Genomic DNA, 13,831 nt, shown 5'->3' with positions numbered 1-13,831 from the left:
GAGCTGCGCCCGACGTCGTCCGAGAACAGTTTATCGGTCGCGGTCGACAGACGGTCCCCCCGTCTCGTCTCTCGGGAAGCGCTGTGACCTGCGGCACGCGCATTTTGCCGAATGCCGAGTGCCGTTGGCCAGAGCCGCCACGCGCGAATGTCAGGTTTCAGCGAACTGTCAGACGGCTGAAACAAATCAGGCAAGACGCTGTGCCACCAGGTCCCACACGGTCTCGGCCAGGGCTTCCTTCGGGCCGTGGGGCACCGTGGTCTCGCTGCCGTCGGCGCCCAGCACGACCGCCTCGTTCTCCTCGGAACCGAAGGTCTTGCGCTCCCCCACCTCGTTCACCACCAGCAAATCGCATCCCTTGCGCGCCAGTTTGGTACGGCCGTTGGCGAGGACGTCGTCCGTCTCGGCGGCGAACCCGACGACCACCTGTCCGGAGCGGGCCCGGTCGGCGGAGATCTCCGCGAGGATGTCCGGATTCCGCACCAGGACGACGGGCTCGGGGTCCTTGTCGTCCTTCTTCTTGATCTTCCCCGTCGCGTACTCGGCCGGGCGGAAGTCGGCGACCGCCGCGGCCATGACGACCGCGTCCGCGTCCGCGGCGGCCTTCACCACCGCCTCCCGCAGCTGTACGGCGGTCCCGACCTGGACGACGTCGACGCCCGCCGGGTCCGGCAGTCCCGTGTTCGCCGCGAGCAGGGTGACCCGGGCGCCCCGGGCGGCGGCGGTGCGTGCGAGGGCGTAGCCCTGCTTGCCGGAGGAGCGGTTGCCGAGGAAGCGGACCGGGTCGAGGGGCTCGCGGGTGCCGCCAGCGCTGACGACGACGTGCCGGCCCTTGAGGTCGGGTTCGGTGACGCCCCGCGCGAGCACCCGGCGGCAGACCTCGAAGATCTCTACGGGGTCGGGCAGCCGGCCCTTGCCGGTGTCGACGCCGGTCAGCCGGCCTACCGCCGGTTCGATCACCACGGCACCGCGGCGGCGCAGTGTCGCCACGTTCTCCTGGGTGGCCGGGTGTTCCCACATCTCCGTGTGCATGGCGGGCGCGAAGACGACCGGACAGCGGGCGGTGAGGAGGGTGTTGGTGAGAAGGTCGTCGGCCAGGCCGTGGGCCGCCTTCGCCAGCATGTCCGCCGTGGCAGGGGCTACGACCACCAGGTCGGCGCTCTGGCCGATGCGCACGTGCGGGACCTCGTGGACGTCGTCCCACACCTCGGTCGAGACAGGGTGCCCGGAGAGCGCGGACCAGGTGGCGGCGCCGACGAAGTGCAGGGCGGACGCGGTGGGGACGACGCGGACGTCATGGCCCGACTCCGTCAGTCTGCGCAGCAGTTCGCACGCCTTGTACGCGGCGATGCCACCACTGACTCCCAGAACGACCTTCGGCTTGTCCACGTCTCTCCCCGAGTTCGGAAACCTACGTATCCATGACACACCACAGGCCCGGCAGTCGCGCTGCCGGGCCTGTGAAGAGAACTGCTGCTACTCAGGTCGCGGGGCCCTCGACGGCCTCGGAGGTCAGCAGACCCGCGTTGATCTCGCGCAGGGCGATGGAGAGCGGCTTCTCGTGGACGTGGGTGTCGACGAGCGGACCGACGTACTCCAGCAGGCCCTCGCCGAGCTGCGAGTAGTACGCGTTGATCTGACGGGCGCGCTTGGCGGCGTAGATCACGAGGCTGTACTTCGAGTCGGTGGCCTCGAGGAGCTCGTCGATCGGAGGGTTGATGATGCCCTCGGGAGCGGTGATGGAAGAGGACACGCTCTGCCTTCCGAAAGATGGGATGAGATCGGAAAAACGATCACACAACTTCCATCAAGGCTAGCAGCTCGCGCGCTACGTCCTCGACGGAGGTGTTGACCAGGGTCGCGTCGAACTCGGGCTCCGCCGCCAGTTCGACCTTCGCCGCGGCCAGGCGGCGCTCGATCACCTCGGGCGGCTCGGTGCCCCGCCCGGTGAGCCTGCGCACCAGCTCCTCCCAGGAGGGGGGAGCCAGGAACACCGAGTGGGCCTCGGACATGGACTCGCGGACCTGCCGGGCGCCCTGGAGGTCGATCTCCAGCAGCACCGGCACACCGGACTCCAGGTGCTCCAGCACGGCCTTACGCGGGGTGCCGTAGCGGTTGCCGGCGAACTCGGCCCACTCCAGCAGCTCGCCGTTGGCGATCAGTTTGTCCATCTCCTCGTCGCTGACGAAGAAGTAGTGGACCCCGTGCTTCTCACCGGGGCGGGGCTTGCGGGTCGTCGCCGACACCGAGAGCCAGACCTCGGGGTGTTCCTTGCGCATATGGGCGACGACCGTGCTCTTGCCGACCCCTGAGGGGCCGGAGAGCACGGTCAGCCGCGGACGTTCACTCATGCAGCGATTATTCCAGCAATCCCGGGGTGCCCGGGACTCAAGAGCCGGTGCTGCCGAACTCACGCTCCAGGGAGGCGATCTGGTTGGAGCCGAGGCCACGTACTCGGCGGCTCTCGGAGATGCCGAGCCGCTCCATGATCTGCTTGGCGCGGACCTTGCCCACGCCGGGCAGGGACTCAAGCAGCGCGGAGACCTTCATCTTGCCGATGACGTCGTTCTCCTGGCCCTGCTTGATGACGTCATGCAGGGAGGCGCCGGAGTGCTTGAGTCGATTCTTGACCTCGGCCCGCTCCCGGCGAGCCGCGGCGGCCTTTTCGAGCGCGGCTGCGCGCTGTTCAGGGGTAAGGGGCGGAAGAGCCACGCCTACGTCACCTCGGATGTCGAACTGTCGGATACGGACCGGTGAGGAACCTAGTCGCCCCACACCTGGGGAGCTACGAGCAACACGCTTGCCCGTTGACTCTGCTCGGAGACTAGCGGCCAGGGGCGCCAGAGTCAGCGAGAACAGAGGAAAAGTCCTGGTCAGCCTGCGCCAGGCCGGACATTTCCGACATAACGCCCCGGATTTGAGGATGTATTCAGACTCAAGTCGCTCCCGAGCCGCCCGTCGAACCACTCATCGGAGGACTCGATCGACCCGTTCGAACACCTCAGACGGTCGCAAAGGCGACGCGGATCTCCTCCGCGAAGCGATCCGAGGCCGCTCGAAGCGCTCCCGCATCGGGACCGTGACGTAGAACACCCCGGCTCACGTTCGGAACGACATTGCGCAGCACCGTCCCGAAAACCCCGGGAAGATCGGCCGGAGTCGCCCCCTGGGCCCCGATGCCGGGCGCGAGAATCGGACCGTTGACGTCCAGGTCGTACGACGACAGGTCGCCCAGGGTGGCGCCGACGACGGCCCCGAAGGAACCCAGCGGCTCCTCCCCCGCGTTCTCGGCGGCCAGGTGGGCCAGCATGGTCGCTCCGACGTTCCGGCCGTCCGCGCGGACCGCGTGCTGCACCTCGCCGCCCTCCGGGTTGGAGGTCAGCGCGAGCACGAAGAGCCCGGCGCCGCTCTCGCGGGCCAGTTCGATCGCCGGGGCGAGCGAGCCGTAGCCGAGATACGGCGAGACGGTCAGTGCGTCGGAGAACAGCGGGGAGTCCTTCCGGAGGAAGGACTCGGCGTACGCGGCCATGGTCGAGCCGATGTCGCCGCGCTTGGCGTCCATCACGACCAGCGCGCCGGCCGCCCGCGCCTCCTCGACGGACTTCTCCAGGACCGCGATCCCGCGCGAGCCGAAGCGCTCGAAGAAGGCGCTCTGCGGCTTGAGGACTGCGACCCGGTCGGCGAGAGCCTCGACGACCGTGCGGCTGAACCGCTCCAGGCCTGCGATGTCGTCGTTCAGGCCCCACTCGGTGAGCAGCGAGGCGTGCGGATCGATGCCGACGCAGAGCGGGCCGCGTTCGTCCATGGCCCGGCGGAGACGTGCGCCGAAGGGTTCGAGAGGGCTCATACCGGCTTCCTTGCGTCGGCGCCGACCGCGTCGGCGAGGGTGGCGTACGGGCTCGTGCGCAGACGCGCGGCGAGGCCCTTGTGGATGGCGCGGCCCCAGAAAGGCCCTTCGTAGATGAAGGCGCTGTAGCCCTGCACGAGCGTGGCACCGGCGAGGATGCGCTGCCAGGCGTCCTCGGCGTCCTCGATGCCGCCGACGCCCACGAGGGTGATGCGGTCGCCCACGCGCGCGTAGAGGCGGCGCAGTACCTCCAGGGAGCGAGCCTTCAGCGGTGCTCCGGAGAGTCCGCCGGTCTCCTTGACCACTGAAGGTTCGGATTTCAAACCGAGGCCCTCACGCGCGATGGTGGTGTTCGTGGCGATGATGCCGTCCAGGCCCAGTTCCACGGCGAGATCGGCGACCGCGTCCACGTCCTCGTCCGCGAGGTCCGGGGCGATCTTCACCAGGAGCGGGACGCGGCGGTCGGTCACCGCGCGGTCGGCGGCCTCGCGGACTGCGGTGAGCAGCGGGCGCAGCGCCTCGGTCGCCTGGAGGTTGCGCAGCCCGGGCGTGTTGGGCGACGACACGTTGACGACGAGATAGTCGGCGTGCCGGGCGAGTCGCTCGGTCGACTTCACGTAGTCGCCGACGGCCTCCTCCTCGGGTACGACCTTGGTCTTGCCGATGTTGACGCCCACGACGGTCCGGAAGACCACCTCACGCGCCTCCAGGCGGGCCGCCACGGCCGCGGAACCCTCGTTGTTGAAGCCCATGCGGTTGATCAGCGCGCGGTCCGGCACGAGGCGGAACAGCCGCTTCTTGGGGTTGCCTGGCTGCGGCTCCCCGGTGACCGTGCCGATCTCGACGTGATCGAAGCCGAGCATCGACATGCCGTCGATGGCGACCGCGTTCTTGTCGAAGCCGGCCGCGAGCCCGAACGGGCCGTGCATCCGCAGCCCGAAGGCCTCCGTCCGCAACTCCTCGAACCGGGGCGCGAGGGCGGCGGCGACGAATGTGCGCAGGACGGGGATGCGGACGGCCAGCCGGATCCAGCGGAAGGCGAGACGGTGGGCCTGCTCCGGGTCCATCCGTTTGAAGACGAGACTGAAGAAGATCTTGTACATGGTGTCCTCATGAAGGAGGGGGACACCGTTTCCGGTGTCCCCCTCTTCGGCTGCTAGTCGCGGGCCGCGGTCAGGTGCTGCGCGTGTTCCTGGAGTGAACGCACGCCCACGTCACCGTGGTTGAGGGCGTCGATGCCCTGGACGGCGGCGGCGAGCGCCTGGACCGTCGTCAGGCACGGGACCGACCGGGCCACGGCCGCCGTACGGATCTCGTAGCCGTCGAGACGGCCTCCGGTGCCGTACGGGGTGTTGACGATGAGGTCGACCTCGCCGTCGTGGATGAGCTGGACGATGGTCTTCTCGCCGTTCGGGCCGACGCCCTCGGACTGCTTGCGGACGACCGTCGCGTTCAGGCCGTTGCGCTTGAGGACCTCGGCGGTGCCGGAGGTGGCGAGCAACTCGAAGCCGTGGGCGACCAGTTCGCGCGCCGGGAAGATCATCGAGCGCTTGTCGCGGTTGGCGACCGAGATGAACGCGCGGCCCTTGGTGGGCAGCGGGCCGTAGGCGCCTGCCTGGGACTTGGCGTACGCCGTGCCGAAGACGGAGTCGATGCCCATGACCTCGCCGGTGGAGCGCATCTCCGGGCCGAGGACCGTGTCGACACCGCGCCCGTGGATGTCGCGGAAGCGCGACCACGGCATGACGGCCTCCTTGACGGAGATCGGCGCGTCGAGCGGCAGCGTGCCGCCGTCGCCGTTGGCCGGCAGCAGCCCCTCGGCCCGCAGCTCGGCGACCGTCGCGCCCAGGGAGATACGGGCGGCGGCCTTCGCGAGCGGCACCGCGGTCGCCTTCGAGGTGAAGGGGACCGTACGGGACGCGCGCGGGTTGGCCTCCAGGACGTAGAGGATGTCGCCGGCCATCGCGAACTGGATGTTGATCAGTCCGCGCACGCCAACGCCCTTGGCGATGGCTTCCGTTGACGCCCTCAGGCGCTTGATGTCGAAGCCGCCCAGGGTGATCGGCGGCAGGGCGCAGGCCGAGTCGCCGGAGTGGATGCCGGCCTCCTCGATGTGCTCCATGACACCGCCGAGGTAGAGCTCGTGGCCGTCGTAGAGCGCGTCCACGTCGATCTCGATCGCGTCGTCCAGGAAGCGGTCGACCAGGACCGGCCGCGACGGGCTGATCTCGGTCGACTCGGCGATGTACGACTCCAGGCGGGTCTCGTCGTAGACGATCTCCATGCCGCGTCCGCCGAGGACGTAGGAGGGGCGGACGAGGACCGGGTAGCCGATCTCGTCGGCGATGGCCTTGGCGCCCACGAAGGTGGTCGCGGTGCCGTGCTTCGGCGCCGGGAGGCCCGCCTCCGCGAGGACCTGGCCGAAGGCACCGCGGTCCTCGGCGGCGTGGATCGCCTCGGGCGGGGTGCCCACGACCGGGACGCCGTTGTCCTTGAGGGCCTGCGCGAGCCCGAGCGGGGTCTGGCCGCCGAGCTGCACGATCACGCCCGCCACCGGGCCCGCCTGCTGCTCGGCGTGGACGATCTCCAGTACGTCCTCGAGCGTGAGCGGCTCGAAGTACAGGCGGTCGGAGGTGTCGTAGTCCGTGGAGACGGTCTCGGGGTTGCAGTTGACCATCACCGTCTCGTAGCCGGCGTCGCTGAGCGCGAAGGAGGCGTGGACGCAGGAGTAGTCGAACTCGATGCCCTGGCCGATGCGGTTGGGGCCGGAGCCCAGGATGATGACCGCGGGCTTCTCGCGCGGGGCGACCTCGTTCTCCTCGTCGTAGGACGAGTAGAAGTACGGCGTCTTCGCGGCGAACTCGGCGGCGCAGGTGTCGACCGTCTTGTAGACCGGGCGGATGCCGAGCGCGTGCCGCACCTCGCGGACGACGTCCTCGCGCAGGCCGCGGATCTCGCCGATCTGCTGGTCGGAGAAGCCGTGCCGCTTGGCCTCGGCGAGCAGCTCCGGGTCCAGCTTGTCGGCGGCGGCCAGCTCGTCGGCGATCTCCTTGATGAGGAAGAGCTGGTCGACGAACCAGGGGTCGATCTTCGTGTACTCGAAGACCTCCTCCTGGGTGGCGCCCGCGCGGATCGCCTGCATGACGGTGTTGATCCGGCCGTCGGTGGGCCGTACGGCCTCTTCGAGGAGCTGCGTCTTGTCGCCGGGCTCGCCGACGAAGGTGAACTGGCTGCCCTTCTTCTCCAGGGAGCGCAGCGCCTTCTGGAAGGCCTCGGTGAAGTTGCGGCCGATGGCCATGGCCTCGCCGACCGACTTCATGGTGGTGGTGAGGGTGGAGTCGGCGCTCGGGAACTTCTCGAAGGCGAAACGCGGGGCCTTGACCACCACATAGTCGAGGGTCGGCTCGAAGGAGGCCGGGGTCTCGCGCGTGATGTCGTTCGGGATCTCGTCGAGGGTGTAGCCGACGGCCAGCTTGGCGGCGATCTTGGCGATCGGGAAGCCGGTCGCCTTGGAGGCGAGCGCCGAGGAGCGGGACACGCGGGGGTTCATCTCGATGACGATGACGCGGCCGTCGACCGGGTCGATCGCGAACTGGATGTTGCAGCCGCCGGTGTCGACGCCGACCTCGCGGATGATCGCGATGCCCACGTCGCGCAGCACCTGGTACTCGCGGTCGGTCAGCGTCATCGCCGGGGCGACGGTGATCGAGTCGCCGGTGTGCACGCCCATGGGGTCGAAGTTCTCGATGGAGCAGACGACCACGACGTTGTCGTTCTTGTCGCGCATCAGCTCCAGCTCGTACTCCTTCCAGCCGAGGATGGACTCCTCCAGGAGGACCTCGGTGGTGGGAGACAGGGTGAGGCCCTGGCCGGCGATGCGGCGCAGCTCCTCCTCGTCGTGCGCGAAGCCGGAGCCCGCGCCGCCCATGGTGAAGGAGGGGCGGACGACGACCGGGTAGCCGCCGAGCGTCTCCACGCCCTGGATGACGTCGTCCATGGAGTGGCAGATCACCGAGCGGGCGGACTCGCCGTGCCCGATCTTCTGGCGGACGGCCTCGACGACCCCCTTGAAGAGGTCGCGGTCCTCACCCTTGTTGATGGCCTCGACATTGGCGCCGATCAGCTCGACGCCGTACTTCTCCAGGGTCCCCGCCTCGTGCAGCGAGATCGCGGTGTTGAGCGCCGTCTGACCGCCCAGGGTGGGCAGAAGGGCGTCCGGGCGCTCCTTGGCGATGATCTTCTCGACGAAGTCCGGGGTGATCGGCTCGACGTAGGTGGCGTCGGCGATCTCCGGGTCGGTCATGATCGTCGCCGGGTTGGAGTTGACCAGGATGACGCGGAGGCCCTCGGCGCGCAGGATGCGGCAGGCCTGGGTGCCGGAGTAGTCGAACTCGGCGGCCTGGCCGATGACGATCGGGCCGGAGCCGATGACCAGGACGGACTGGATATCGGAGCGCTTAGGCACGCTGGCCCTCCATCAGAGCTGTGTCCATCAAAGACGTGAAGCGGTCGAACAGGTAGGCGGCGTCGTGCGGGCCCGCTGCCGCTTCGGGGTGGTACTGGACGCTGAAGGCCGGCCGGTCGAGGAGCCGCAGCCCTTCTACGACCTGGTCGTTCAGGCAGACGTGGGAGACCTCGGCGCGGCCGTAGGGGGTCTCGGAGACCTTGTCGAGGGGCGCGTCGACGGCGAAGCCGTGGTTGTGCGCGGTGACCTCGACCTTGCCGGTCGTACGGTCCTGCACGGGCTGGTTGATGCCCCGGTGGCCGTACTTCAGCTTGTAGGTGCCGAAGCCGAGCGCGCGGCCCAGGATCTGGTTGCCGAAGCAGATGCCGAAGAGCGGGGTACCGCGCTCCAGGACGGCCTGCATGACGGCGACCGGGTGGTCGGCGGTGGCGGGGTCGCCCGGGCCGTTGGAGAAGAACACACCGTCGGGCTGAACGGCGTAGACGTCCTCGACGGTCGCGGTCGCGGGCAGCACGTGCACCTCGATGCCGCGCTCGGCCATGCGGTGCGGGGTCATGCCCTTGATGCCGAGGTCGACGGCGGCGACGGTGTACTTCGCTGTGCCAATCGGGACGGCTTCGCCGTCGGGGCCGATCGCGGGGACGACGTACGTCTCCTTGGTGGCGACCTCCGCGGAGAGGTCCGCGCCCGCCATCTCGGGGGCCTGGCGCACCTCGGCCAGCATGGTCCCGTCGTCGGGCAGCGCGTTGCCGGAGAAGATGCCGACGCGCATCGCGCCGCGCTCGCGCAGATGACGGGTCAACGCGCGCGTGTCGATGCCGGAGATCCCGACGACACCCTGGTTGCGCAGCTCCTCGTCGAGGGAGCGGCGGGAGCGCCAGTTGGACGGCACGCGCGCGGGGTCGCGCACCACGTACCCGGCGACCCAGATGCGGGACGACTCCGGGTCCTCGTCGTTCACACCGGTGTTGCCGACGTGCGGGGCGGTCATCACGACGACCTGGCGGTGGTACGACGGGTCGGTCAGGGTCTCCTGGTAGCCGGTCATGCCGGTGGAGAACACTGCCTCGCCGAAGGTCACCCCCACGGACCCGTAGGCACGGCCGCGGAAGATCCGGCCGTCCTCCAGGACGAGTACGGCGGGAACCTTGGCGGCTCCCCTGGTGGAGGTGGTCATCGTGCGCCTTCCGTGTCGGTCGTTTCGAGACTCTTGTTGATCATGCTGTTCAGCGTGTCGACCCACTCGGTGTGCTCGGCCGCGGTGTCGGAGCGGAACCCGGAGTCGATCAGCCGGTCGCCGTGTGCCCACGTCACGACCAGCAGACCGCCCTCGCTGAGCACCTTCCCGGCAATGCCCTTGCCGAGCAGGGCCTCGCGGAGCGCGCCGGCCGGGATGAAGAAGTCGGTGGCCCCGGGCCGTACGACATCGAGTCCCGCGTCCGTCAGCGTGAGCTCGACCCGGCTGCGGGTGCCCAGGCCGTGCGCCACGATGCGGTCGAGCCACTGCCCGGCGGTGGTGGAGCCGTGGTAGCGGCCGCTCATCGTCAGTCTCGCCGGACCGGGGTCGGACGGCGCGTCGGGCAGCTCGGGCAGGTCGCCCTGGAGCGTGCCGCGCCACTTCCAGCCCTCGCGCATCAGCCAGTAGACGAGCGCGATGAAGAGGGCGAGGCCGACGAGCCAGCCGATACGGGCGGCCCAGTCGGTCACCGGGGCGGACTTCTCCCCGGCCGCGAGGTGGGTCAGTTCCAGAGGTGTCACGTGAGCTTCCCGTCGACGAGCGTGGCCTTGCCCCGGAGCCAGGTGTGCGTCACACGGCCCGGCAGCTCACGCCCCTCGTACGGGGTGTTGCGACTGCGCGAAGCGAAGCCCGCGGGGTCCACCGACCCACGGTATTCCGTGTCGACGAGCGTGAGGTTGGCGGGCTCACCAGCCGAGACGGGACGGCCGTGGCCTGCCGCCCGCCCGATCTCGGCGGGCTTGACGGACATGCGCTCGGCGACCCCGGCCCAGGTGAGGAGCCCGGTGTCCACCATGGTCTCCTGCACCACTGACAACGCGGTCTCCAGGCCGACCATCCCCATGGCGGCGGCGGCCCACTCGCAGTCCTTGTCCTCGTGCGGGTGCGGGGCGTGGTCGGTGGCGACGATGTCGATCGTGCCGTCGGCGAGCGCCTCGCGCAGCGCCAGCACGTCGCGCTCGGTGCGCAGCGGCGGGTTGACCTTGTAGACCGGGTTGTAGGAGCGCACCAGCTCATCCGTGAGGAGGAGGTGGTGCGGGGTCACCTCGGCGGTCACGTCGATGCCCCGGGACTTGGCCCAGCGGACGATCTCGACGGACCCGGCGGTCGAGAGGTGGCAGATGTGGACGCGGGATCCGACGTGCTCGGCGAGCAGGACATCCCGGGCGATGATCGATTCTTCGGCCACCGCCGGCCAGCCCCCGAGCCCGAGTTCGGCGGAGACGACGCCCTCGTTCATCTGGGCGCCCTCGGTGAGGCGCGGCTCCTGCGCGTGCTGAGCGACGACTCCGCCGAAGGCCTTCACGTACTCCAGCGCGCGGCGCATGATCACCGCGTCGTCGACGCATTTGCCGTCGTCGGAGAAGACGGTGACCCCGGCGGCCGACTCGTGCATGGCGCCCAGCTCGGCGAGCTTCTTGCCCTCCAGGCCGACGGTGACGGCGCCAATGGGCTGCACATCGCAGTAGCCGTGCTCCTGGCCGAGCCGGTAGACCTGCTCGACGACACCGGCGGTGTCGGCGACGGGGAAGGTGTTGGCCATGGCGAACACGGCGGTGTATCCGCCGCTCGCGGCAGCCCGCGTGCCGGTCAGGACCGTCTCGGAGTCCTCACGGCCGGGCTCGCGGAGGTGGGTGTGCAGATCGACGAGGCCGGGGAGCAGCACCTTGCCGTCGGCCTCGACGACGTCGGCGCCCTCGGCGCTGAGACCGACACCGACCTCGGCGATGGTGTCCCCGTCGATCAGCACGTCTTGCGGCTCGCCGCCGAGGATCTTCGCACCACGGATCAGGATCTTGCTCATGTGACTTACTTCTCCTCGATGCGGGCGTGGCTGACGGCGGGTTCGTTGCCGCCCAGAAGCAGATAGAGCACGGCCATCCGGATGGACACTCCGTTTGCGACCTGCTCGACGACGGTGCAGCGGTCCGAGTCGGCGACCTCGGCGGTGATCTCCATGCCCCGGACCATCGGCCCGGGGTGCATCACGATCGCGTGCTCGGGCATCTTCGCCATGCGGTCGCCGTCGAGGCCGTAGCGCCGCGAGTACTCGCGCTCGGTCGGGAAGAACGCCGCGTTCATGCGCTCGCGCTGCACGCGCAGCAGCATCACCGCGTCGGACTTGGAGAGCGTGCTGTCGAGGTCGTAGGAGACCTCGCAGGGCCAGGCCTCGACGCCGACCGGGACCAGGGTGGGCGGGGCGACGAGGGTGACCTCGGCGCCGAGGGTGTGCAGCAGGTCGACGTTCGAGCGGGCGACGCGGCTGTGCAGGATGTCGCCGACGAGGGTGATCCGCTTGCCGGCCAGGTCCTGCCCGAGCCCGGCGTCCCGGCCGACGAGCCGGCGCCGCATGGTGAACGCGTCGAGCAGCGCCTGTGTGGGGTGCTGGTGGGTGCCGTCACCGGCGTTGATGACGGCCGCGTCGATCCACCCGGAGGTGGCGAGCCGGTACGGCGCTCCGGAGGCACCGTGCCGGATGACGACCGCGTCGACGCCCATGGCCTCCAGGGTCTGCGCGGTGTCCTTCAGGGACTCGCCCTTGGAGACGCTCGACCCCTTGGCGGTGAAGTTGATGACGTCCGCGGAGAGGCGCTTCTCGGCGGCTTCGAAGGAGATACGCGTGCGCGTGGAGTCCTCGAAGAAGAGGTTGACGACGGTACGGCCGCGCAGGGTCGGCAGTTTCTTGATCGGCCGGTCGGCGACCCGGGCCATCTCCTCGGCGGTGTCGAGGATCAGGACGGCGTCGTCGCGGGAGAGGTCGGCGGCCGAGATGAGATGACGCTGCATCTGTCAGGCTCCGTAAGGCAGTTCAGGTTTGGGGAGGCGGGGGTCTGGGGCCCGCGGCGGTAGCCGCTTGTGTCACGGCCCCAGAGAGCACAGCCGGGCATGCGGAGGCGTGGCGTGCCGCGGGGGCACGGCGGCCGTCCGCTACGGGACCTGCTTGGCGCCGAGCAGCACGGTGTCGCGACCGTCCTCCTCGGCGAGCTGGACCTTGACCGTCTCCCGCAGCGACGTGGGGAGGTTCTTGCCGACGTAGTCGGCGCGGATGGGCAGTTCGCGGTGGCCTCTGTCGACCAGGACCGCGAGCTGCACCGCGCGGGGGCGCCCGATGTCGTTCAGGGCGTCCAGGGCGGCGCGGATGGTGCGGCCGGAGAAGAGCACGTCGTCGACGAGGACCACGAGGCGGCCGTCGATGCCGTCGCCGGGGATGTCGGTGCGGGCCAGCGCGCGCGGTGGATGCATGCGCAGGTCGTCGCGGTACATCGTGATGTCGAGGGAGCCGACCGGGATCTTGCGGTCGGTGATCTCCTCGAGCTTGACGGCGAGCCGCTGGGCGAGGAAGACGCCCCGGGTCGGAATGCCGAGGAGCACCACGTCGTCGGCGCCCTTGGCGCGCTCGACGATCTCGTGGGCGATGCGGGTCAGGACCCGCGCGATGTCGGGGGCCTCGAGGACCGGCCGCGCATCGGACTCGTACTGCTGGGTGTCCATAAGAAACGGACCTCCTTCTCCGCCTCACGGGACGGACCTTAAAGGACGTCGGATTTGCGCCATCCACGGTAGCAGGCCGGGACGACACCCCTGATCACCCCTATGGAGTAATCGGCCACCGCTGGCACGGAAGTGCCGGTGCGGACCATTCGGCTTGACGCGGAAGTGTAACGCTGCGTAACCTCACAGTGAGTTACCAGCCGCGCGGCGCGGAAACACTGTTGCCGCGTAGACACAGTGTCCGGGGAGCTATATGTCCAGCGAATACGCCAAACAGCTCGGGGCCAAGCTCCGGGCCATCCGCACCCAGCAGGGCCTTTCCCTCCACGGTGTCGAGGAGAAGTCCCAGGGACGCTGGAAGGCGGTCGTGGTCGGGTCGTACGAGCGCGGCGACCGTGCCGTCACCGTGCAGCGCCTCGCCGAGCTGGCGGACTTCTACGGGGTTCCGGTTCAGGAGCTGCTGCCGGGCACCACGCCGGGCGGGGCCGCCGAGCCGCCGCCGAAGCTGGTGCTCGACCTGGAGCGGCTGGCCCACGTGCCCGCCGAGAAGGCCGGCCCGCTGCAGCGGTACGCCGCCACGATCCAGTCCCAGCGCGGTGACTACAACGGCAAGGTGCTCTCGATCCGCCAGGACGACCTGCGCACACTCGCCGTCATCTACGACCAGTCGCCTTCGGTCCTCACCGAGCAGCTGATCAGCTGGGGCGTGCTGGACGCGGACGCGCGTCGCGCGGTCTCCCACGAGGAGAACTGAGCCGCTCCCCGTCTCAGCAGAAACGTGCCGCCGGGG

General features: G+C 69.6%; 13 protein-coding genes. 1 reads left to right on the top strand and 12 read right to left on the bottom strand.

The features are described from left to right. Positions 1 to 186: 186 nt before the first annotated feature. The 12 genes from coaBC to pyrR all read right to left on the bottom strand — a co-directional run bounded on the left by coaBC (position 187) and on the right by pyrR (position 13,041). Positions 187 to 1,389, bottom strand: coding sequence for a bifunctional phosphopantothenoylcysteine decarboxylase/phosphopantothenate--cysteine ligase CoaBC (gene coaBC, locus OH768_RS42615; protein ID WP_406461866.1), 1,203 nt, complete (start codon positions 1,387 to 1,389; stop codon positions 187 to 189). Between the two features lie 91 nt (positions 1,390 to 1,480). Next, positions 1,481 to 1,753, bottom strand: a complete 273-nt coding sequence (gene rpoZ, locus OH768_RS42610) for a DNA-directed RNA polymerase subunit omega (RefSeq protein WP_019059732.1) — start codon at positions 1,751 to 1,753, stop codon at positions 1,481 to 1,483. Between the two features lie 40 nt (positions 1,754 to 1,793). Beyond that, positions 1,794 to 2,351: a guanylate kinase gene (gene gmk, locus OH768_RS42605; protein ID WP_406461864.1), complete on the bottom strand. Its 558-nt coding sequence runs from the start codon at positions 2,349 to 2,351 to the stop codon at positions 1,794 to 1,796. 37 nt (positions 2,352 to 2,388) lie between these two features. Continuing rightward, entirely contained in the window at positions 2,389 to 2,712 is a 324-nt protein-coding gene (locus tag OH768_RS42600) for an integration host factor (RefSeq protein ID WP_019059734.1), read from the bottom strand. Between the two features lie 289 nt (positions 2,713 to 3,001). Continuing rightward, on the bottom strand, positions 3,002 to 3,847 hold the full coding sequence (gene pyrF, locus OH768_RS42595; protein ID WP_406461862.1) for an orotidine-5'-phosphate decarboxylase: 846 nt from the start codon (positions 3,845 to 3,847) through the stop codon (positions 3,002 to 3,004). After that, positions 3,844 to 4,950 carry a quinone-dependent dihydroorotate dehydrogenase gene (locus OH768_RS42590; RefSeq protein ID WP_406461861.1) on the bottom strand — a complete coding sequence of 369 codons (1,107 nt, stop codon included), beginning with the start codon at positions 4,948 to 4,950 and terminating at the stop codon, positions 3,844 to 3,846. The genes pyrF and OH768_RS42590 overlap by 4 nt, the downstream gene beginning before the upstream one ends. A 53-nt stretch (positions 4,951 to 5,003) precedes the next feature. Continuing rightward, entirely contained in the window at positions 5,004 to 8,312 is a 3,309-nt protein-coding gene (carB, locus tag OH768_RS42585) for a carbamoyl-phosphate synthase large subunit (RefSeq protein WP_406461859.1), read from the bottom strand. Next, on the bottom strand, positions 8,305 to 9,489 hold the full coding sequence (gene carA / locus OH768_RS42580) for a glutamine-hydrolyzing carbamoyl-phosphate synthase small subunit (protein WP_406461857.1): 1,185 nt from the start codon (positions 9,487 to 9,489) through the stop codon (positions 8,305 to 8,307). The genes carB and carA overlap by 8 nt, the downstream gene beginning before the upstream one ends. Then, on the bottom strand, positions 9,486 to 10,070 hold the full coding sequence (locus OH768_RS42575) for a hypothetical protein (protein WP_406461856.1): 585 nt from the start codon (positions 10,068 to 10,070) through the stop codon (positions 9,486 to 9,488). The genes carA and OH768_RS42575 overlap by 4 nt, the downstream gene beginning before the upstream one ends. Then, positions 10,067 to 11,353 (bottom strand): dihydroorotase, encoded by a 1,287-nt coding sequence (locus OH768_RS42570; RefSeq protein ID WP_406461854.1) that lies wholly within the window; start codon positions 11,351 to 11,353, stop codon positions 10,067 to 10,069. Before OH768_RS42570 ends, OH768_RS42575 begins: the two co-directional genes overlap by 4 nt. 5 nt (positions 11,354 to 11,358) lie before the next feature. Continuing rightward, complete coding sequence (locus OH768_RS42565) at positions 11,359 to 12,336, bottom strand: aspartate carbamoyltransferase catalytic subunit (protein WP_200685905.1); 978 nt, start codon at positions 12,334 to 12,336, stop codon at positions 11,359 to 11,361. A 141-nt stretch (positions 12,337 to 12,477) separates the two neighbouring features. Continuing rightward, positions 12,478 to 13,041 carry a bifunctional pyr operon transcriptional regulator/uracil phosphoribosyltransferase PyrR gene (pyrR, locus tag OH768_RS42560; RefSeq protein ID WP_406461852.1) on the bottom strand — a complete coding sequence of 188 codons (564 nt, stop codon included), beginning with the start codon at positions 13,039 to 13,041 and terminating at the stop codon, positions 12,478 to 12,480. Between the two features lie 253 nt (positions 13,042 to 13,294). Between pyrR and bldD the strand changes: the two genes are divergently transcribed. Further along, positions 13,295 to 13,795 (top strand): transcriptional regulator BldD, encoded by a 501-nt coding sequence (gene bldD, locus OH768_RS42555; RefSeq protein ID WP_019059743.1) that lies wholly within the window; start codon positions 13,295 to 13,297, stop codon positions 13,793 to 13,795. The last annotated feature ends 36 nt before the right edge of the window (positions 13,796 to 13,831 follow it).

This window comes from Streptomyces sp. NBC_01622 (genome assembly GCF_045209635.1).
GTDB lineage: Bacteria > Actinomycetota > Actinomycetes > Streptomycetales > Streptomycetaceae > Streptomyces.
The sequence above is the reverse complement of the archived record's forward strand: the minus strand, read 5'-3'. Positions and strand labels throughout refer to the sequence as shown.